Origin of the sequence: Streptomyces sp. T39, assembly GCF_008042045.1 — a bacterium.
Lineage (GTDB): Bacteria > Actinomycetota > Actinomycetes > Streptomycetales > Streptomycetaceae > Streptomyces.
The window spans coordinates 70,789-90,478 of record NZ_RDBP01000049.1; the positions used below are offsets into that span (position 1 = coordinate 70,789).

At 73.5% G+C, this 19,690-nt stretch carries 15 protein-coding genes; 12 read left to right on the forward strand and 3 right to left on the reverse strand.

Annotated features, from left to right (window positions below):
- Positions 1-98: 98 nt before the first annotated feature.
- From EAO77_RS30205 to EAO77_RS30215, 3 genes are all read left to right on the forward strand, one after another.
- Positions 99-548, forward strand: a complete 450-nt coding sequence (locus EAO77_RS30205; protein WP_147991511.1) for a MarR family winged helix-turn-helix transcriptional regulator — start codon at positions 99-101, stop codon at positions 546-548.
- A 195-nt stretch (positions 549-743) separates the two neighbouring features.
- The gene (locus tag EAO77_RS30210; protein ID WP_147991512.1) at positions 744-2,558 is read left to right on the forward strand and encodes an ABC transporter ATP-binding protein; all 1,815 of its coding nucleotides are present in this window, start codon (positions 744-746) and stop codon (positions 2,556-2,558) included.
- Positions 2,555-4,336 carry an ABC transporter ATP-binding protein gene (locus tag EAO77_RS30215; RefSeq protein WP_147991513.1) on the forward strand — a complete coding sequence of 594 codons (1,782 nt, stop codon included), beginning with the start codon at positions 2,555-2,557 and terminating at the stop codon, positions 4,334-4,336. Before EAO77_RS30210 ends, EAO77_RS30215 begins: the two co-directional genes overlap by 4 nt.
- A gap of 83 nt (positions 4,337-4,419) precedes the next feature.
- Here EAO77_RS30215 and EAO77_RS30220 read toward each other — a convergent pair whose 3' ends face one another.
- The gene (locus EAO77_RS30220; RefSeq protein ID WP_147991514.1) at positions 4,420-5,211 is read right to left on the reverse strand and encodes a metal-dependent hydrolase; all 792 of its coding nucleotides are present in this window, start codon (positions 5,209-5,211) and stop codon (positions 4,420-4,422) included.
- 122 nt (positions 5,212-5,333) lie between these two features.
- Here EAO77_RS30220 and EAO77_RS30225 point away from each other — a divergent pair, with 122 nt between their 5' ends.
- From EAO77_RS30225 to EAO77_RS30270, 8 genes are all read left to right on the forward strand, one after another.
- Entirely contained in the window at positions 5,334-7,847 is a 2,514-nt protein-coding gene (locus tag EAO77_RS30225; protein WP_147991515.1) for a DEAD/DEAH box helicase, read from the forward strand.
- Positions 7,848-7,892: 45 nt separating this feature from the next.
- Positions 7,893-8,762 (forward strand): acyl-CoA thioesterase, encoded by an 870-nt coding sequence (locus EAO77_RS30230; RefSeq protein WP_147991516.1) that lies wholly within the window; start codon positions 7,893-7,895, stop codon positions 8,760-8,762.
- An 81-nt stretch (positions 8,763-8,843) separates the two neighbouring features.
- Positions 8,844-9,329, forward strand: a complete 486-nt coding sequence (locus EAO77_RS30235; protein WP_147991517.1) for a glutathione peroxidase — start codon at positions 8,844-8,846, stop codon at positions 9,327-9,329.
- Between the two features lie 663 nt (positions 9,330-9,992).
- Complete coding sequence (locus EAO77_RS30250) at positions 9,993-10,625, forward strand: helix-turn-helix transcriptional regulator (RefSeq protein WP_147991518.1); 633 nt, start codon at positions 9,993-9,995, stop codon at positions 10,623-10,625.
- Positions 10,626-10,703: 78 nt separating this feature from the next.
- Positions 10,704-11,234, forward strand: a complete 531-nt coding sequence (locus tag EAO77_RS30255) for a toxin-antitoxin system, toxin component (RefSeq protein WP_147991541.1) — start codon at positions 10,704-10,706, stop codon at positions 11,232-11,234.
- A 3-nt stretch (positions 11,235-11,237) separates the two neighbouring features.
- Positions 11,238-12,425, forward strand: coding sequence for an MAB_1171c family putative transporter (locus EAO77_RS30260; RefSeq protein ID WP_147991519.1), 1,188 nt, complete (start codon positions 11,238-11,240; stop codon positions 12,423-12,425).
- Positions 12,422-13,879 carry an NAD(P)/FAD-dependent oxidoreductase gene (locus EAO77_RS30265; protein ID WP_147991520.1) on the forward strand — a complete coding sequence of 486 codons (1,458 nt, stop codon included), beginning with the start codon at positions 12,422-12,424 and terminating at the stop codon, positions 13,877-13,879. The genes EAO77_RS30260 and EAO77_RS30265 overlap by 4 nt, the downstream gene beginning before the upstream one ends.
- 66 nt (positions 13,880-13,945) lie before the next feature.
- Positions 13,946-15,211, forward strand: coding sequence for an ROK family protein (locus EAO77_RS30270; protein WP_147991521.1), 1,266 nt, complete (start codon positions 13,946-13,948; stop codon positions 15,209-15,211).
- Positions 15,212-15,472: 261 nt separating this feature from the next.
- Here the strand turns inward: EAO77_RS30270 and xylA are convergent, their stop codons facing one another.
- A complete protein-coding gene (xylA, locus tag EAO77_RS30275; protein ID WP_147991522.1) occupies positions 15,473-16,642 on the reverse strand; it encodes a xylose isomerase in 1,170 nt (389 codons plus the stop codon).
- Between the two features lie 166 nt (positions 16,643-16,808).
- Between xylA and xylB the strand changes: the two genes are divergently transcribed.
- Positions 16,809-18,293, forward strand: a complete 1,485-nt coding sequence (gene xylB, locus EAO77_RS30280; protein ID WP_147991523.1) for a xylulokinase — start codon at positions 16,809-16,811, stop codon at positions 18,291-18,293.
- 68 nt (positions 18,294-18,361) lie between these two features.
- Here the strand turns inward: xylB and EAO77_RS40530 are convergent, their stop codons facing one another.
- Positions 18,362-19,093, reverse strand: coding sequence for an ATP-binding protein (locus EAO77_RS40530; RefSeq protein ID WP_261994199.1), 732 nt, complete (start codon positions 19,091-19,093; stop codon positions 18,362-18,364).
- Positions 19,094-19,690: the final 597 nt, after the last annotated feature.

Genomic DNA, 19,690 nt, shown 5'->3' on the forward strand with positions numbered 1-19,690 from the left:
GCGCAAATGTTCTCCCTCGGGCGGGGGCTCGGGTCTCGGGGAGCCTAGCTCACTGTTACCTGTATTCACAATGAACGAGGTCCTGTTATTGTTCCCGCATGAGCGACCCCGACGCCGACGGCCTGCTCGCCGAGCAGCTGCTGCGGCTCACGCGACGGCTCCACCGCAGTCAGAAGCGCCAGCTGGAGCAGGCGGACATCCGGATCACCCCGGCCCAGTCCCGCCTGCTGCGCACCCTCGCACACTACGAGGCGCCCCCCAGGATGGCCGATCTCGCCGCTCGTCTGGAGGTGGTCCCGCGCGCGGTGACCAGCCTGGTCGACGGACTGGAGGCCGTCGGGTGCGTGCGCCGCGCACCCGACCCGGCGAACCGGCGCGTGACGCGCATCGAGCTCACGGAGACCGGTCGCGCCGCCCTGCGCACCCTGCGCGACGCGCGCCGGGCGGCGGCCGAGGACGTGCTGGCGCCCCTGACGGACGAGCAGCGCGACGTGCTCGGCGGACTGCTGACCGCTCTGGTCGACGGGCGCGCCGAGGGCCGCTGCTGAACGACCCGGCGCACGGACGGCGCACGGACGGCGGCCGGTGCGCGAGGCGCATGGGGGCCGGGGCGGACACGCGGGCGTGCGGGGCCGGTTCCCGGCCTCCGTGCGTCGCCGTGCGCGGTAATTCGATTGCCCGCGACGGGTAAAACGGCGAACCTTGCACGGTTTGCTCCACCCGTCGACGAGCCGTGGGACCTCATGCAGATTCGCGACCTTCCCTATCCCGATCCGGGCGAACCGGACACCCGTTCGGGCACCCGCTATCTGCTGTGGCTCGGCCGGGGCCAGCTCCGCGGACAGCTCGTCACCCTGGCGTGGGGGCTGCTGCACTTCGTCTCGGTGATGGCCCTCCCGTACGGCGTCGGCCTCGCCGTGCAGGCCGTCGTCGACGGTTCGGGGGCACGCCTCGCCGCGGCGGGCGGCGTGCTGGCGGTGTCCGCCGTCCTCATCGCCCTCGGCGACACGATGCTGCACCGCACCGCCGTCACCAACTGGATCACCGCGGCGGCCCGCACCCAGCAGCTGCTCGCCCGCAGGACCGCCGCCCTCGGCTCCGCGCTCACCCGCCGGGTGGCCGCCGGCGAGGTGGTCGCCGTCTCCACGGGCGACGTGGAGAAGATCGGCTGGTTCGTGGAGGGCGTCTCCCGCTTCCTGGCGGCGGCGGTCACCGTCGTCCTGGTCTGCGTGGGGCTGTTCGTCTACGAACCGCACCTCGGGCTGCTCGTGGCCGCCGGTGTGCCGGTACTGGCGCTCGGGGTGCTGCCGCTCCTCCCCCGCGCCACCCGTCTCGCCGACGTGCAGCGCGAGAAGGCCGGCCGGGCCACCGAGCTGGCCTCCGACACCGTGGCCGGGCTGCGGGTGCTGCGCGGCATCGGCGGCGAGGAGCTCTTCCTCACCCGGTACCGCACCGCCTCGCAGGAGGTCCGCTGTGCCGCCGTGCGCAGCGCCAGGATGTGGTCGCTCATCTCCGGGATCCAGGTGCTGCTGCCGGGCCTGCTGATGATCGGGGTCGTCTGGTACGGCATCGGCCTGGTGGGCGACGGGCGGATCGAGGTCGGCGAACTGGTCACTGTGTACAGCGCGGTGATGCTGCTGGCGTATCCGCTGCGGCACTTCGAGGAGATCGCGATGGCCTGGTCGTTCTCCCGGCCGTCCGCGCGCCGGGCCGCCCGGGTGCTGGCGCTGGAGCGCACCGCTCCCGCCGCCGGGGCCGCCGGAAGCCCGGCAGCGCTGCCGTCCGGCGACCTCTACGACCCCGCGTGCGGACTGCTCGCACCCGCGGGCGCGCTGACCGCCGTCGTCTGCGGCGACCCCGACGCGGCGGGCCGGCTCGCCGAACGGCTCGGCGGGCATCCGGCCGACGCCGACGGCCTGCCGTCCGTGCTGCTGGGCGGCGTCGCCCTGGACGACCTGACGCTCGACGAGGCCCGGACGGCCGTACTGGTCCAGGACAAGGATCCGGTGCTGCTCTCGGGCAGTCTCACCGAACTGCTCGCGGTCCCCGCCTCGGGTGCCGTCGCCCCCGAGGACGCGCTGGCCGCCGCCGAGTGCGCCGACGTGCTCGCGGCCCTGGCGCAGGCGTCCCTGGACAAGGACCCCATGCAGGCCCCGATCACCGAGCGGGGCCGTTCGCTCTCCGGCGGGCAGCGGCAGCGCATCGCGCTCGCCCGGTCGCTGGTCACGGACCCCGGCGTGCTGGTCCTCGACGAACCGACCTCGGCCGTCGACTCGCACACGGAGGCACGGATCGCCGAGGGGGTCCGTGCGCTGCGCGCCGGCCGCACCACGGTCGTGCTCACGTCGTCGCCGCTGCTGCTCGACAGGGCCGACCGGGTCGTCCTGCTGCACGAGGGCGGGGTCGCGGCCGTCGGCACGCACCGCGAACTGCTGGAGACCGAGCCGCGCTACCGCGCCGTCGTCACCCGCGAGACCGACGAGGAGCGACTCTCCGCGGTGCCCGGCGTCCCCGCGGCGGCGGCACCGAACGCCTTCGACATCGAGGAGACAGCATGATCGGCGTGGCGCCGCCGGAGTACGACCCGGCGGCCCCCCGGGCCGCGAGCACCCTGCCGGTGGGGTCGCCCGCGACCGTGCGGGCCTACGTGGCCGAGCTGGCCCGGCGTCATCGCGCCGCGTTCGGCGTGCTCATCGCGGTCAACACGGTCGCCGTGGTGGCCTCGATGGCCGGACCGTGGCTGCTCGGCTCGCTCGTCGAGCGGGCCGCGGACGGGGCGCGCGACCTCCATCTGGAGCGCACCGCGGCCCTGTTCGCCGGCGCGCTGGTCGTCCAGGCGGTCTTCGTACGGCTGGTGCGGCTGCGCGGCGCCATGCTGGGCGAGCGGATGCTGGCCGACCTGCGCGAGGACTTCCTCGTCCGGTCGGTCGGCCTGCCGCCCGGGGTGCTGGAGCGCGCCGGGACGGGTGACCTGCTGTCGCGGATCACGACCGACGTCGACCGGCTGGCGAACGCGATGCGGGAGGCCGTCCCGCAGCTGACCATCGGTGTGTTCTGGATCGTCCTGCTGCTCGGCGGGCTCACCGTGACCGCGCCGCCGCTGGCGCCCGCGGTGCTGCTGGCGGTGCCGCTGCTGGTGATCGGCTGCCGCTGGTACTTCCGGCGGGCGCCGTCGGCCTACCGGTCGGAGGCCGCCGGCTACGCCGCGGTCGCCGCCGTGCTCGCCGAGACCGTGGACGCGGGCCGCACGGTGGAGGCGCACCGGCTCGGGGAGCGCCGGGTGGCCCTGTCGGACCGGCGCATCAAGGAGTGGACGGCCTGGGAGCGGTACACGCTGTCGCTGCGGTCGGTGCTCTTCCCCGTGATCAACCTGACCCACGCGACCGTGCTCACCTCGGTGCTGATGATCGGCGGGGTGTTCGTCCTCCAGGGCTGGATCGGCATCGGCCAGCTGACCACGTCCGCGCTGATCGCCCAGATGATGGTCGACCCGGTGAACCTGATCCTGCGCTGGTACGACGAGCTCCAGGTGGCGCAGGTGTCGCTGGGCCGGCTGGTGGGCGTCCGGGAGATCGCGTCCGACGAGGGGGACGCCGCGGTGCGGCCGGACGGCCGTGACGTGCGGGCCGACGAGGTGCGCTTCGGGTACCGCGAGGGCGTGGACGTGCTGCACCGGGTGTCCATGGACGTCCCTCCGGGGACGCGGCTGGCCCTGGTGGGCCCTTCGGGTGCGGGCAAGTCGACGCTCGGCCGGCTGCTGGCCGGGATCTACGCGCCGCGCGCGGGCTCGGTCACGCTCGGGGCGGCCGAGCTGTCCCGGATGCCCGCGGAGCGGGTGCGGGAGCATGTGGCCCTGGTCAACCAGGAGCACCATGTCTTCGTGGGCTCGCTGCGGGACAATCTGCGGCTCGCCCGTGCGGGGGCCGGGGACGCCGAGCTGTGGGCGGCGCTGGGCGCGGTCGACGCGGACGGCTGGGCCCGTGCCCTCGACGAGGGCCTGGACACCGAGGTCGGCTCGGGAGGCACGGCGCTGACACCGGCGCAGGCGCAGCAGATCGCGCTCGCCCGGCTGGTGCTGGCCGATCCGCACACCCTGGTGCTGGACGAGGCGACGTCGCTGCTGGACCCGCGGGCCGCCCGGCACCTGGAGCGCTCGCTCTCCAGGGTCCTGGAGGGCCGCACGGTGGTGGCCATCGCCCACCGGCTGCACACCGCGCACGACGCGGACGTGATCGCCGTCGTGGAGGAGGGCCGGATCAGCGAGCTGGGCAGCCATGACGAGCTGGTCGCCGCGGGCGGCGCGTACGCGGCGCTGTGGCGGTCCTGGCACGGGTAGCGGCTCCCGGGCCCCGGCGCTCGGCCTCTCGGAGGGCGCCGGGGGGCACCGGCCTCCGGGAGGGCGCCGGGCGCCGCGGCGCCTCAGATGACGTTGAGCGCCGCGGCCCCGCCGACTCCGCCCAGCAGCATGAACACGGGCATCAGGACCTTCAGCTCCACCCAGCTGCCCGCGCGGAAGCGGATCGCCTTCGGCGGCCCCACCGGGTACCAGCGCTTGCGGCCGACCGGGATGGGCCACAGGATCGGGCACCCGGAGACGGTGAGGGCGTCGCCGATGTCGTGGACGAGGGCGCCGAGCACGATCGGCAGGCCCAGCCACAGGTACTCCTGGCCGGGCGCGTCGAACAGCCAGTTCGCGCCGTTGCCGGGCTGGTCGAGGACTCCGGCGAGGATCCAGGCGCTGGTCGCCCCCAGCAGCCAGACCAGCACGTCGCTGGAGACCCGGGCGGCGCGCCAGAGCAGTCCCTCGACGGCCAGCACCATGTGCACGAAGAGGAGGCCGAGGACCGCCCATCGCCCGCCGAGGACGGCGAGTGCGGAGGCCCCGCCGCCGATGAGCACGGCCCAGAGCCAGGTGTGGGTCAGGGTGCGGTGGCCGCCGGTGCGCCGGGGGTCGGCGGGCTTGCGCGTCGCCTTGTAGACGGCGTACGACAGCTTGTCGACGATCCCGCACAGCGCGCGGGATATCGGGCCGAAGGCCCGGGAGATCGTCGCGGCCTTGTGGTCGAGGTCCGGCGCCAGGGCGGCGCCCGCGCAGATCAGCGCGCCGACGACGAGCACCGGCCACGGCATCGGATGGCCGGCGGCGGCCGTCGCAGCGCCCACCCCCAGCCAGGCGGCCGCCCCGGAGAGTGAGTGCGCCGGTCCCATCATCTGCCTGTCCCCGCCCCGTCAGCCGTCGTACCGCCCAGAGTTGACAGGTCAGCGTACCGTTCGTGATCTTCACGGTGCCGGGCGGTTCCCTCATCCGGGGTGAAGGCAGGCAAGATGGGGGCGTGACCCTCATCGATCAGCTTCCGCCCGACGCCGACCCCGACGCCCTTTTCGAGTCCTTCTCCTCATGGGCCGAGGGCCAGGGCATCACGCTCTACCCGGCTCAGGAGGAGGCCCTGATCGAGGTGGTGTCGGGGGCCAACGTCATCCTCTCGACCCCCACCGGCTCCGGGAAGAGCCTGGTCGCGGCGGGCGCGCACTTCGCGGCACTGGCCCGCGACGAGGTCACGTTCTACACCGCGCCGATCAAGGCGCTGGTCTCCGAGAAGTTCTTCGACCTGTGCAAGCTCTTCGGCACGGAGAACGTCGGCATGCTGACCGGCGACGCGTCGGTGAACGCGGACGCCCCGGTGATCTGCTGCACCGCCGAGGTGCTGGCGTCGATCGCGCTGCGGGACGGCAAGGACGCGGACGTGGGCCAGGTCGTGATGGACGAGTTCCACTTCTACGCGGAGCCCGACCGCGGCTGGGCCTGGCAGATCCCGCTGCTGGAGCTGCCGCAGGCGCAGTTCGTGCTGATGTCGGCGACGCTCGGCGACGTGTCGATGTTCGAGAAGGACCTGACCCGCCGCACCGGCCGCCCGACGGCCGTCGTCCGCTCGGCGACCCGTCCGGTGCCGCTGTCGTACGAGTACGTCACGACGCCGATCACCGAGACCCTGACGGAACTGCTGGAGACCCGGCAGGCGCCCGTCTACATCGTGCACTTCACCCAGGCGCAGGCGGTCGAGCGGGCGCAGTCGCTGATGAGCATCAACATGTGCACCCGGGAGGAGAAGGACCGGATCGCCGATCTGATCGGCAACTTCCGCTTCACCACCGCGTTCGGGCGCAATCTCTCGCGCTACGTGCGGCACGGCATCGGCGTGCATCACGCCGGCATGCTGCCGAAGTACCGGCGGCTGGTGGAGAAGCTGGCCCAGGCGGGGCTGCTCAAGGTCATCTGCGGCACCGACACCCTGGGCGTCGGCGTCAACGTCCCCATCAGGACGGTGCTGTTCACCGCGCTCACGAAGTACGACGGCACGCGGGTGCGGGTGCTGCGGTCGCGGGAGTTCCACCAGATCGCGGGCCGCGCGGGCCGGGCGGGCTTCGACACGGCGGGCTTCGTCGTCGCGCAGGCGCCCGAGCACGTCATCGAGAACGAGAAGGCGCTGGCGAAGGCGGGCGACGACCCGAAGAAGAAGCGGAAGGTGGTCCGCAAGAAGGCGCCGGAGGGCTTCGTCGCCTGGTCGCAGAACTCCTGCGAGAAGCTGATCGCCTCCGACCCGGAGCCGCTGACCTCGCGGTTCAAGGTCACCCACGCGATGCTCCTGTCGGTGATCGCCCGGCCGGGCAACGCCTTCGACGCGATGCGACGGCTGCTGGAGGACAACCACGAACCGCGCAGGCAGCAGCTGCGGCACATCCGGCGGGCGATCGCGATCTACCGCTCGCTGCTGGACGGCGGGGTCGTGGAGCGGCTGGACACCCCGGACGCCCAGGGCCGGATCGTGCGGCTGACGGTCGACTTCCAGCAGGACTTCGCGCTGAACCAGGCGCTGTCCACGTTCGCGCTGGCCGCCTTCGACCTGCTGGACCCGGAGTCCCCTTCGTACGCGCTGGACATGGTCTCGGTCGTCGAGTCGACGCTGGACGACCCCCGTCAGATCCTCGCCGCCCAGCAGAACAAGGCGCGGGGCGAGGCGGTCGGCGCGATGAAGGCGGACGGCGTCGAGTACGAGGAGCGGATGGAGCGGCTCCAGGAGATCTCGTACCCGAAGCCGCTGGAGGAGCTGCTGTGGCACGCCTACAACCTCTACCGGACGTCGCACCCGTGGGTGGGCGACCACCCGGTGTCGCCGAAGTCGGTCATCCGTGACATGTACGAACGGGCCCTGTCGTTCACGGAGTTCACCTCCTTCTACGAGCTGGCCCGCACCGAGGGCATCGTGCTGCGCTATCTGGCCGGCGCGTACAAGGCCCTGGACCACACCATCCCGGACGACCTGAAGACGGAGGACCTCCAGGACCTCATCGCCTGGCTGGGCGAGATGGTCCGCCAGGTCGACTCCAGCCTGCTGGACGAGTGGGAGCAGCTGGCCAACCCCGAGGTGGAGACGGCCGAGCAGGCCCAGGAGAAGGCCGACCAGGTCAAGCCGGTCACGGCGAACTCCCGCGCGTTCCGGGTGCTGGTGCGCAACGCGATGTTCCGCCGGGTGGAGCTGGCGGCGCTCGACCAGGTCGGCGCGCTGGGCGAGATGGACGCCGCGTCCGGCTGGGACGCGGACGCGTGGGGCGAGGCGATGGACGCGTACTGGGACGAGTACGAGGACCTCGGCACCGGCCCGGACGCCCGCGGCCCGAAGCTGATCGCCATCGAGGAGGACCCGGCGCACGGCCTGTGGCGGGTGCGCCAGACGTTCGCCGACCCGGTCGGCGACCACGACTGGGGCATCAGCGCGGAGGTCGATCTCGCCGCCTCCGACGAGGAGGGCCGGGCGGTCGTGCGCGTCACGTCCGTCGGCCAGCTCTGACCGCCCGCGTCCCGCGTATCCGCCCTTTGCCGTGAGAGGACTGCCATGACGAACCCGGCCGAACGGCTGGTCGATCTGCTCGACCTGGAGCAGATCGAGGTGAACATCTTCCGGGGGCACAGCCCCGACGAGTCGCTCCAGCGTGTCTTCGGCGGGCAGGTCGCGGGCCAGGCGCTGGTCGCCGCCGGGCGGACCACGGACGGCGGGCGGCCGGTGCACTCGCTGCACGCGTACTTCCTGCGGCCGGGGATCCCCGGGGTGCCGATCGTCTACCAGGTCGAGCGGGTGCGCGACGGGCGGTCGTTCACCACCCGGCGGGTCACCGCGGTGCAGGCCGGGCGCACGATCTTCAACCTGACGGCGTCCTTCCACCTGCCGGAGCCGGAGAGCATCGAGCATCAGCTGCCGCCGCGCCTGGAGTTCCCCGGGCCCGAGGAGCTGCCGCCGGTGGCGGAGGAGATCAAGGAGCACCTGGGCGCGCTCCCGGAGTCGCTGGACCGGATGGCGCGGCGGATGGCGTTCGACATCCGCTACGTCGACCGGCTGCGGTGGACGCGCAAGGAGGTCGAGGACGCGGAGCCGCGCAGCGCGGTGTGGATGCGGGCGGTGGCCCCTCTCGGCGACGACCCGCTGGTGCACACCTGCGCGCTGACGTACGCCAGCGACATGACGCTGCTGGACGCGGTGCGCATTCCGGTGGAGCCGCTGTGGGGTCCGCGCGGATTCGACATGGCGTCGCTGGACCACGCGATGTGGTTCCACCGGCCGTTCCGTGCCGACGAGTGGTTCCTCTACGACCAGGAGTCGCCGATCGCCACCGGCGGGCGGGGACTGGCACGGGGCCGTATCTACGACCGCGAGGGCAGGCTGCTGGTCTCGGTGGTCCAGGAGGGGCTGTTCCGCAGGCTTCCCTGACGGTCCGCCCGCGGCGGGAGACCGCCGCATCGCACACTGTTGCGCCCGACAACCCGACACACGATTACCGAGGAGTTCCCGATGTCCCTCTTCGACATCCCCCTGCGCACGCTGGACGGCACGCCGACGACGCTCGCCGAGCACCGTGGCAAGGCGGTGCTGGTGGTCAACGTGGCGTCCCGCTGCGGTCTGACACCGCAGTACGAGGGGCTGGAGCGGCTCCAGAAGACGTACGGCGACAAAGGGCTCACCGTGGTCGGCGTGCCCTGCAACCAGTTCCTCGGCCAGGAGCCCGGGTCGGCGGAGGAGATCGCGGAGTTCTGCTCGGCGACGTACGGGGTGACGTTCCCGCTGCTGGAGAAGGCCGAGGTGAACGGGGCCGGCCGGCACCCGCTCTACGCGGAGCTGACGCGGACGGCGGACGCCGGCGGCGAGGCCGGTGACGTGCAGTGGAACTTCGAGAAGTTCCTCGTCTCCCCGCAGGGCGAGGTGACGCGCTTCCGGCCGCGCACGGAGCCGGAGGCGCCGGAGGTCGTGGCGGCCGTCGAGGCGCTGCTCGCCGCCTGAACCGGCGGCGCCCGGGGCACGGGCGCCGTGCCCCGCTGCGCCCCTCGGGGCCGTCGGCGGGACGGGCCCCGAGGGGCGCAGCGGGGCGTTGCCGGAACCGGTGGAGTACGGCTCGCCGGCCAGCTGCCGCAGCCGCCCGCGCTGCACGTCGTCCATCTCCAGAGCACCCATCACCGCGGTGAGGGCGCCGTCGTCGAGGTCCTTGATCGGGGTCCGTTCCCAGGTGGCGTAGGTGTAGGGGCTGATGGCGAGACGGGCGGCCACGTCGTTCAGGCTGAGGCCCAGCTCCTCGCGGCGCCGTCCGAGCAGTTCCGAAGGGCGCCTCGGACGGGCGGCCGCGCGTGCGGAACCGGTCCGGCCCAGGGGTCCCTGACCCCCCGTACAACCGACGCCCGCCTCGTTCGCCATCGAGAACGCCACCTTTCCGAAGCTTCTCGAAGTCCTGCCAAGTCCCGCTCTGGCAAACCCCTTTGGATCATCCTGCTCCCCCTGGATCCTGCTACCGCCAGGCAAGGGATGTCAACTATCGTGGCATTCCGGCGCACCGAACACGTATTTCACGCCACAGCTGTGGCAAGGCCTGGCTGCATTCGCTCGAAACGGTTAATCTCCCGGCAGCCCCTTGTCTGCGGGGCAGTCCCGCATGATCTAGGAGACCTACTGGTGACGGACGGCTTCTCGGTTCCGGGTCCGACGGCGGGCAGCCATCTGGCGGCAACGAAGGCCCGCGTCGCCGACCTCGCGGACAAGCTTGGAATCAGCCACGACGAGGTCTTCGACGCCCATCTGCTGTCCGAGGCGTCGGGGGTGCCGGTGGACGTGGTCCGTGCGCTGCTCGACGGCAGGCCGGCCGGCGAACCCGACCTCCAGGCACGGTTCCTCCAGCGTTTCGACCTGCTCCGCAGGACCCGCCTCAAGCCCAACGGCCGCCGCTGGACGCAGCAGGAGATCGCCGACGGCGCCGGGATGTCGCGGCAGCAGGCGGGGGCGCTGATCAACGGCGACCGCAGGCCCACGATGGAGCACTGCGACGCGATCCAGCGCTTCTTCCGGGTGCACGCGGGCTTCCTCACCGCCGACGACGAGGACGCCCTCGTCGGGGCCCTCCAGCGCACCGAGCAGGGTCTGCTTCAGGACTTCGCCGGGGAAAACGACCCGCTGGAGCGCCTGTTGCAGGACCATGGGGTGCGTGGCATCGCCTGGCGGGCAGCGCAACTGCCCACCGACAAACACCGGGACAAGGTCACCGAGTGGCTCGATCTGCTCCTGGAGAGCGTCAGACCGACGGATACCTGATTTCCGGACAGGATCGGATTCGTACGTGTCCCCACCGGTACGGGCGGGGAGAGGAGAGCGGTGAGCATAGGCAAGGACATGCGCAGGCTGTGCGGCGAGCTGGTCGCCGGAATCGACCTGCCCGCCCCCGCCGAACCCGCCGACCTCTACCGCGCCCTGTGCGACGGCATGAGCAGACGCCGTGGCAGGCCGGTCCGCTACCGCATGGCCTCGTTCCCGCCGGGCACGGCGAGCGGGCTGTGGCTGGACATGGCCGACCAGGATCTCGTCGTGATCGAGGAGCGCACCGCGCCCGACCATCAACTGGTCATTCTCGGCCATGAGCTGTGGCACATGAACGCCGGGCACTGCAGCCACCACGTCGAGGGCGCCGCCGTCGCCGCACGGCTGCTGACGGACGAGGCGGACATCCAGGCCACGGTGCTCCGGGTCGCCGCCCGCTCGCGTTCGGACGTGACCGAGGAGCGGGAGGCGGAGAGCTTCGGCCTGCTGCTGGGCAGCAAGTGCCGTGCCTGGCTCGCCGGTTCGAACGGCCGCGGACCGGTGTGCCGGGACGGGCTCGAAGGGCGCATCGGGGCATCACTGGGCTACCGCGGGCCACAGGGCTGATGCGTGGACGGTTCGGACTACTACATTCCGGCTGCGGCCCTCGCTGTCGCACTGGCGTTCAAACTTCCCGGGATGGTGCGCGACTGGCGTGACCCGCTGCTGCGGTCCGTCTGCGCGCTGCTGCTCCTGGGCGCGTCCACGTTCTTCTTCGCCGCCCCGCCGACCATCGCGGCGGTCAACAGCATCACGGGTGTCCCCAACATCTCCGGGCCGCTCGTCTACTGCATCCTGACCGCCTTCAGCGCCTCCTGCCTGGTCCTGCTGGTGAACTGGCGGGGCGGCCCCCCGGAGGAGACCCGGCACACCTCCCGGCGGCTGGTGGCCGGCTACGGCGTGGTGGTCGTGCTGCTCGTCGTGCTGTTCGCGCTCGGCTCCGCGCCCGAGGAACGGCTGCGCGACCTCGACACCTACTACGCCAACACTCCGTACATCCGCGAGATGATCGTGCTGTACCTCGTCGCGCACAGCGTGGCGGCGGTCGGCATGACCGTCCTGTGCTGGCGCTGGTCCACCCGGGTGAGCGGATGGCTGCGCGGCGGTCTCTCCGGCATCGTGATCGGCTCGCTGTTCAACCTCGGCTACGGGGTCACCAAGTTCGCCGCCGTCTTCGCCCGCTGGGCCGGTGTCGACTGGGACGGCCTCAGCAGCGTCCTGGCCCCGCCCCTCGCGTCGGTGGGCGCCCTGCTCAGCGCCGTCGGATTCGTCCTGCCGCTGGTCGGCCAGCGGCTGGCGGACCACTGGCACGCCTGGACCGCCTACCGGCGGCTCGGCACCCTGTGGCACGAACTGCGGTCCACCACCCCCGCGGGCACGCCCACCGTACGGATCTCCCCCTTCTCCCCCGTCGAACTGCGCGTCACCCAGCGGGAGTCGGACATCCACGACGGACTGCTGCAGCTCGACCCGTACTTCGACCGGGAGCTGCGCGCCGCGGCCTGCGAGGAGGCGCTCGCTGCAGGCGCCGGTCCGCGCGAGGCCCAGGCCGTCGGCGACGCCGCGATGGTGGCCGCCGCGCTGAGGGCCCGGGCGGACGACCCGGAGGGCGAGATCGTAAGCTCGGCACAGACCTACACATCCCGGGCAGCCGAAGGACCGCGCGATCTGGTGCGCATGTCTCTCGCGCTGCGACAGTCACCCGTCGTAGCGGCGGCGCGCGGACGCGCCGCCAGGTCGGAGAGCGGCACCACATGAGCGATCCCCTGAGAACCAGCCGGCCGGCGAGCCGGAACACGGCCCGTACCGCGGTCGTCATCGGCGGAGGACTGGCCGGCATGCTGGCGGCATCCGCCCTGTCGGCCCACGCCGACCAGGTCACCGTCGTGGAACGCGACAGCCTCCCCGACGGGCCGCACTCCCGCCGGAGCCTTCCGCAGGCGCACCACGCGCATCTGCTGTGGTCCGGCGGCGCACGGGCCATCGAGTCCCTGCTGCCGGGGACGACCGACCGCTGGCTCGCCGCCGGCGCCCGGCGCATCCCGCTGCCGACCGGCCTGGTCTCCATGTCGGCGCTCGGCTGGTTCCGCCGCTGGCCGGAGATGCAGTTCCTGATCGCCTGCAGCCGCGACCTGCTGGACTGGGTGGTACGGGAACAGGTCGTCGCCCTGCCGGGCGTCACCGTGCTCCAGCGCACCGAACTGCTCGGCCTGAGCGGCACGGCCGCGCGGGTGCGCGGCGTCCGGGTGCGCACCGAGGACGGCGAGGAGCGGGTGCTCGACGCCGATCTGGTCGTCGACGCGAGCGGCCGGGGCTCCCGGGCCCCGGAGTGGCTGCGTTCCCTCGGCGTCGACGAGGTGACGGAGGAAAAGGTCGACTCCGGTCTCGCGTACGCCAGCCGCCTCTTCCGGGCGCCCGCCGGTGCGGAGCACTTCCCGGTGGTCAACGTCCAGGCCGACGCCCGCGAGCCGCGTCCCGGCCGGACGGCCACGATCGTGCCGCTGGAGGGCGGACGCTGGCTGGTGACGCTGTCGGGCACCCGCGGCGGTCAGCCGACGGGCGCCGCCGACGAGTTCGAGAACTTCGCCCGCTCGGTGCGGCACCCCGTCGTCGGCGAGCTGATCTCGCACACCGAGCCGCTCACCGACGTGGTGGTCAACCGCTCCACGGTCAACCGGCGGCGCTACTACGAGAAGATCTCCGGCTGGCCGGAGGGCTTCCTCGCCGTCGGCGACGCGGTCGCCACCTACAACCCGGTCTACGGGCACGGCATGTCGGTCGCCGCCCAGGGCGTCGTCGCCCTGCGGTCCGCGCTCGCCGGCCACGGGATCACCGCACCGGGCCTGGCGCGCCGGGTGCAGCAGGCGGTGGCCCGCCCGGTGTCCACCGCCTGGGACCTCGCCACCGGCCAGGACATCCTCTACCCGGGGGCCATCGGCAAGGCCTCCGGGCCGGGCGCCGACGTGCTCCGGCGCTACGTCGACCGCCTGATGCTCACCGCGACGGGCCGTCCGCTGGTGACCAAGGCGCTCTTCGACGTGATGACGCTGTCCGCGCCGCTTTCGTCGCTGGCCAAGCCGGAGGTGGCGCTCGCCGTGCTGCGCGGCCCGAAGCTGCCGCCGCTGCCCGGACCGCCGCTGACGGCGGAGGAGCTGCGGATCGCGAAGGAGCCGTGCGAGCCCGAACGGGAGCCGGATCCGGCGGGCGCGTAGGCCGCTGTGCCGGGCGAAGCCCGCAGGACGGGCGGGGGACGGTCACGGGCTAGGCTCGCCATCACGATGAACGGCAATCACACCGGCAGCCCGGGGGGCCGCCCCGCCCTGACCCCCCTGGAGCCGAAGGCCGACCGGGAGACGGTGCGGCGGCACAACCTGAGCCTCGTCCTGCGGGCGGTCCGCGACGAGGGCGAGGCGACCCGCGCCGGGGTCGCCGGGCGGGTCGGACTGACCCGGGCCGCCGTGTCGTCGCTCGTCGAGCAGTTGCTGGAGAGCGGGTTCCTGACGGAGTCGGGCAAGACCTTCAGCGGGCAGGCCGGCCGGCCCGGGACCGTGCTGAAGGTGGCGCGCACGGGTCTCGCCGGCGTGGGCGTCGAGGTCAACGTGGACTACGTGTCCGTGTGCGTGGCGGACCTCGCCGGGACGGACCGGGTGCGTCTGGTCGAGCACCTGGACAACCGGGGCGCCGACCCGGCGTTCGTCTTCTCGCGCGCCGCGCAGATCGCGGCGCGCGCCCTGCTGTCGGCGGCCGAGCAGGATCTGAGGCCGATGGGCGCGGCCCTGGCGCTCCCCGGGCTCGTCGCCGCAGGAACCGTGCGCGAGGCCCCCAACCTGGGCTGGCGGGAGGTGGACGCCGAGACGCCGTTCGCCGAGGCGCTGGCGGCACTGCGGCCCGACCGGCGGCGGCTGGCGGTCCGCTCGGAGAACGAGGCGAACCTGGCGGCACTCGCCGAGCTGTGGTTCGGCGGGCTGGGCGAGGCCCGCAGCTTCCTCTACCTGACGGGCGAGATCGGCGTCGGCGGCGCGCTCGTCCTCGGGGGCGAACTGCTGCGCGGAGCGAACGGTTTCGCCGGCGAGATCGGGCACGTCTCCGTCGCGGAGGACGGTCCGCTGTGCCGGTGCGGCTCGCACGGCTGCCTGGAGCAGTACGCCGGCCAGGCCGCCCTGCTGCGGGCGGCCGGCCTGGACGAGCGGTCCGGTGCGCGCGGTGTCGCGGAGCTGGCCCGCAGGGCCGCGTCCGGCGAGCCGCGTGCCCGGGGGGCGCTGGAGGGCGCGGGCACGATGCTCGGCCGGGTGCTGTCGGGCGCGGTCAACCTGTTCGACCCGGACGCGGTGGTCCTCGGCGGGATCTACCGCGAACTGCTCCCGTGGCTGGCCGCGCCGGTGGGCGCGGAGCTGGCGACCCGTGTGGTGTCGGGCCTGTGGCCCGCCGACGGCGTCCGGCTGAGGTCCGCCTCCCCCGCCGCCGACGCGGCCCGCGGCGCGGCCGCCCTCGTCCTCCAGGACGCCCTCTCCGACCCGGTCGCCTACGCCCACTTCGGGGCCTAGCCGGGCGCGTACGGGGCTCGTCCCGTGTCCACGGTCGAGCCCCGGGCGCGGCCGGGCCCCGACCGCCGGACGAGGGCGACGCGAGCCCGTCCGGCGAGGAGGACACGGACCGAAGGGCCGTGCCCACCCACCACCCGCCGGACGCGGACCGGCAAAGGGTCCCGCGAGCCCGGACGCCCGCCCGCGGGCGACCCGTACCCGGACGGCAGACAGCCCGCCCGGCGGACGCCGGGCGGGCTGGACGGCCCGTCGGGGCCGACGTCAGCGGACGCCGAGGAGGTGGTCCATGGCGAGCTGGTCGAGGCGCTCGAACGCCATGCCCCGCTCCGCCGCCGCGTCCACGTCGAAGTCCTCGAACGCGCCCCGGTCGGCGAGCAGTCCGGCCAGGCCGTCCTCCGCCGTGGGGCGGGCGAGCTCGTCGAGGCGGGAGGCCCGCAGGGCGTCCACCACCTCGGGGTCGGAGCGGAACGCCTCGGCGCGCTCCTTGAGGATCAGGTAGTTGCGCATGCAGCCGGCCGCCGACTCCCACACCCCGTCGAAGTCCTCCGTCCGCGGCGGCTTGAAGTCGAAGTGCCGCGGGCCGTCGTAGCCCGCGCTCTCCAGCAGGTCCACGAGCCAGAACGCGGACCGCAGGTCGCCCGCGCCGAAGCGCAGGTCCTGGTCGTACTTGATGCCGCTCTGGCCGTTGAGGTCGATGTGGAAGAGCTTGTCGGCCCACAGCGCCTGGGCGATCGAGTGCGGGAAGTTGAGACCCGCCATCTGCTCGTGCCCGACCTCCGGGTTGACGCCGTAGAGCTCCGGGCGCTCCAGTCGCTCGATGAACGCCAGCGCGTGGCCGACCGTCGGCAGCAGGATGTCGCCGCGGGGCTCGTTGGGCTTGGGCTCGATGGCGAAGCGCAGGTCGTAGCCCTGCTCGGTGACGTAGTCGCCGAGGAGGTCGAACGCCTCCTTCATCCGGTCCAGCGCGACCCGGACGTCCTTGGCCGCGCCCGACTCGGCGCCCTCACGGCCGCCCCAGGCGACGTAGGTCTTCGCGCCCAGCTCGGCGGCGAGGTCGATGTTGCGGATGACCTTGCGCAGGGCGTAGCGGCGCACGTCGCGGTCGTTCGCGGTGAAGCCGCCGTCCTTGAAGACGGGGTGGGTGAAGAGGTTGGTGGTGGCCATCGGCACGATCAGGCCGGTGGCGTCGAGCGCCTGCCGGAAGCGCTTGATGTGCGACTCGCGCTCGGTCTCGCTCGCGCCGAAGGGGATCAGGTCGTCGTCGTGGAAGGTGACGCCGTACGCGCCGAGCTCCGCGAGACGCCGGACCGAGTCGGCCGGGTCCAGGTGGGGGCGGGTCGCGTCCCCGAAGGGGTCCCTGCCCTGCCAGCCGACGGTCCACAGACCGAAGCTGAACTTGTGGTCGGGGGTGGGGGTGAAGCGTTCCGTCATGGCTCAGTCCGCCTTGGGCTCACGGGTTTGTTTTCTTGCTTTACTAATAATGCACACGAACCCCGGATCACAGAAGACCCTCCGCATCTGTTGCCGCGCAACGGCGTGGAGTAATTTGTTTCCGAACCCGCCAAATAGGCGGTGCCCTGCAGCGAGAGGTGGAGCCATGCCGACGAACGCGGTCGTCATCGGGGTGGACAGCTCGACACAGTCCACGAAGGCGGCGTTCACCGACGCCGCGACCGGCCGGCTCCTCGCCGTCGGGCGCGCAGCGCACCGCGTCACCGGCGAGGGCGGCGCGCGCGAGAGCGACCCCGCGATCTGGTGGAGCGCCCTGCGCGACGCCGTCGCCGAGGGCCTCGCCGCCCTGCGCGGCACGGGCGCCGACGCCTCGGCCGTCATCGGGATCGCCGTGGCCGGGCAGCAGCACGGCCTGGTCGTGCTCGACGGAGCCGGCGTACCGCTGCGCCCCGCGCTGCTGTGGAACGACACCCGCTCCGCGCCCCAGGCAGCGGCGCTGACCGAGGCGCTCGGTGGCCCGGACGCCTGGACCGCCCGTACGGGGTCGGTGCCGGTCGCCTCGATGACCGCGTCGAAGTGGCAGTGGCTGCGCGAGAACGACCCGGCCGCGGCGAAGGCGGCCGCGGCGGTGCGGCTGCCGCACGACTTCCTCACCGAGCGTCTCGCCGGTGTCGCGGCCACGGACCCCGGTGACGCCTCCGGCACCTGCTGGTACTCGACGGCGACCGGCGCCTACGACCCCGAGCTCCTCGACCTGGTCGGCCTCGACGCCGGTCTGCTGCCGCCCGTCGCGGCGACCGGCGGCACCCGGGTGGGCACGCTCACCGCCGCCGCTGCGGCCGGACTCGGCCTCCCCGCCGGCATCGCCGTCGCCGCCGGCACGGGCGACAACATGGCCGCCGCGGTCGGTCTCGGGCTGGGCGGCGAGGGGCTCCTGGACCATCCGGTGCTGAGCCTCGGCACCTCGGGCACGGTCTTCGCGGCGACCCGGTCGCGGCCGGCGTCGTCCGCCCTCGCCGGGTTCGCCGCGGCCGACGGCACCTATCTGCCGCTGGCGTGCACGCTCAACTGCACGCTCGCCGTGGACAAGGTCGCCGCCCTCCTGGGCCTGGAGCGCGAGGCGGCGCGGCCCGGCGGCGAGCTGGTGCTGCTGCCGTACCTCGACGGCGAACGCACCCCCGACCTGCCCGGCGCCTCCGGGCTGCTGACGGGCCTGCGCCACACCACCACGCCGCAGCAGATCCTCGGCGCCGCCTACGAGGGCGCCGTGGTCACCGTGCTGCGCGCGCTGGACGAGGTCACGCGGGCCTGCGGCGAGGACCCGGGCGCGCCGGGCGCCGCCGACCGCCCGCTGCGCCTGGTGGGCGGCGGCGCGCAGGGCCGTCACTGGGTCGAGACGGTGCGCCGGCTGTCCGGCAGGCCGCTGATCGTCCCCGAGAGCACCGAACTGGTCGCCCTCGGCGCCGCCGCGCTCGCCGCGGCCGCCGCGTCGGGCGACGACGCCGTGGCGATCGCGACGTCCTGGGGCACGGGTTCCGGTCGCGCGCTGGACGCCGTGGAACGCGACACGGAGACCTGGGACCGTGTCTCCGCGGTCCTGGACCGCGCATCGGGGCCGCTGCTGTCCTGACCCCGGCGCGGGCGGGGGGCGGCGCTGCGCCGACCGACCGCGGGACGGGGAGCGGTCCGCCGAAGGCGTCAGGAGCGGGCGTCCAGATCGAGATCGAGGTCGAGGTCGCGCTCCATCTCCTCGATCTCCATGTCGTCGAGCTCCTCCGCCAGCTCGCGGTCCCTCTCGGCCGGGTGCCGGTCGTCGAGAACGTCGGCGAACTCCGTCTCGACCTCCAGCTCCAGATCCGGGTCGGCGTCGCGGCCGGGGCCCCGCTCCGGCCCGCCCCCCGAGGCGGCGCGGGTCCCGGGCGGATCCGTCCGCGGCCGGACGGGGGCGCCCGCGGTGGACGGACCGCGGGGCTCCGGCCGCGTCCCCGCCTCCGGCTCCGTCCCCGCACAGGGACTCGCGCCCGCCCACACGTCCCCGACCGCGGCGTGCGCGGCCCGGTCGCCTTCGAGGGCCATCTCGGCCAGCACCACGCTCCCGGTCTCCGACCGGGAGGCGACGGTGCGGTGCGCGTACGCGTCGACCAGCCGGAGCCCGCGCCCGCAGGGCACGTCCGCGTCCAGCGGCTCCTGCCTGCGGTCGCGGCGGTGCTTCCAGCAGCCGCCGTCCATGACCTCGACCGTCAGCGCGTCACCCCGGACGCTGATGACGGTGGACACCCAGGGGCTGCCGCTGTGCATCACCACGTTCGTCACCAGCTCGGTGACGATGATCGACAGCGCCTCGTCGAAGTGATCGGCCAGTCGCCATCGGCGTGCGACTGCCCGGGCGAAGCGCCGTAGGCGGCGGGCCGCCTCGGGGGAGGCAGGCATCGCGCAATGGGCCAGACCTCGCAGGGCAGGTGTCGGGCCGGCCCGTTGCCGGGCCGGTTCCGAGGCACGTTCAATGGCGATCACTTGGGCTCCTGTTCGGCCGGGCGGCGATGCCCTGACCTGGGTCCAGCGGCCGGAGGGCGGGTGCCCGGCGGCCGTCGACAGCCATGCAGACCTTCTGCGGCAGCACAACACTCGTGGTTCGGGCGCAAGGGGTTCAATCAGGGACACTGAAACCCGTATACCTAAAGAAACGAATTGCCCCGGAACCTCCCAGGAGAGTGATTCGGTGGACACGGTGAGTGATCGCGCGGCGGGACGCTGGCTCTCGCACGTGCTGGAGAGTCCCGACACCCCGGACGGCGCACGGCAGCCGGCCGCGCTGCTGCTGGTGGAGGGCGCGGCCGGGACGGGCAGGTCGCGACTGGCGCGGCGGCTGCTGGGGCAGGCGGCCACGGCCGGCGCCGGGACGCTGGCCGTGGGCTTCACACCGTTCGGCGCCTCGGTCACCGCCCGCCCCCCTGCGGACACGGCGCCGCCCGGTCCGCCAGGTGGACGTCGTCGGCGACGAGCAGTACCGGGTCGCCACCGGGGGTA

Bases quoted from the DNA above. Each gene is read 5' to 3' on its own strand.
- EAO77_RS30205 (WP_147991511.1), top strand. From the start codon at position 99: ATGAGCGACCCCGACGCCGACGGCCTGCTCGCCGAGCAGCTGCTGCGG.
- EAO77_RS30210 (WP_147991512.1), top strand. From the start codon at position 744: ATGCAGATTCGCGACCTTCCCTATCCCGATCCGGGCGAACCGGACACC.
- EAO77_RS30215 (WP_147991513.1), top strand. From the start codon at position 2,555: ATGATCGGCGTGGCGCCGCCGGAGTACGACCCGGCGGCCCCCCGGGCC.
- EAO77_RS30220 (WP_147991514.1), bottom strand. From the start codon at position 5,211: ATGATGGGACCGGCGCACTCACTCTCCGGGGCGGCCGCCTGGCTGGGG.
- EAO77_RS30230 (WP_147991516.1), top strand. From the start codon at position 7,893: ATGACGAACCCGGCCGAACGGCTGGTCGATCTGCTCGACCTGGAGCAG.
- EAO77_RS30235 (WP_147991517.1), top strand. From the start codon at position 8,844: ATGTCCCTCTTCGACATCCCCCTGCGCACGCTGGACGGCACGCCGACG.
- EAO77_RS30255 (WP_147991541.1), top strand. From the start codon at position 10,704: ATGCGCAGGCTGTGCGGCGAGCTGGTCGCCGGAATCGACCTGCCCGCC.
- EAO77_RS30265 (WP_147991520.1), top strand. From the start codon at position 12,422: ATGAGCGATCCCCTGAGAACCAGCCGGCCGGCGAGCCGGAACACGGCC.
- EAO77_RS30270 (WP_147991521.1), top strand. From the start codon at position 13,946: ATGAACGGCAATCACACCGGCAGCCCGGGGGGCCGCCCCGCCCTGACC.
- xylA (WP_147991522.1), bottom strand. From the start codon at position 16,642: ATGACGGAACGCTTCACCCCCACCCCCGACCACAAGTTCAGCTTCGGT.
- xylB (WP_147991523.1), top strand. From the start codon at position 16,809: ATGCCGACGAACGCGGTCGTCATCGGGGTGGACAGCTCGACACAGTCC.
- EAO77_RS40530 (WP_261994199.1), bottom strand. From the start codon at position 19,093: ATGCCTGCCTCCCCCGAGGCGGCCCGCCGCCTACGGCGCTTCGCCCGG.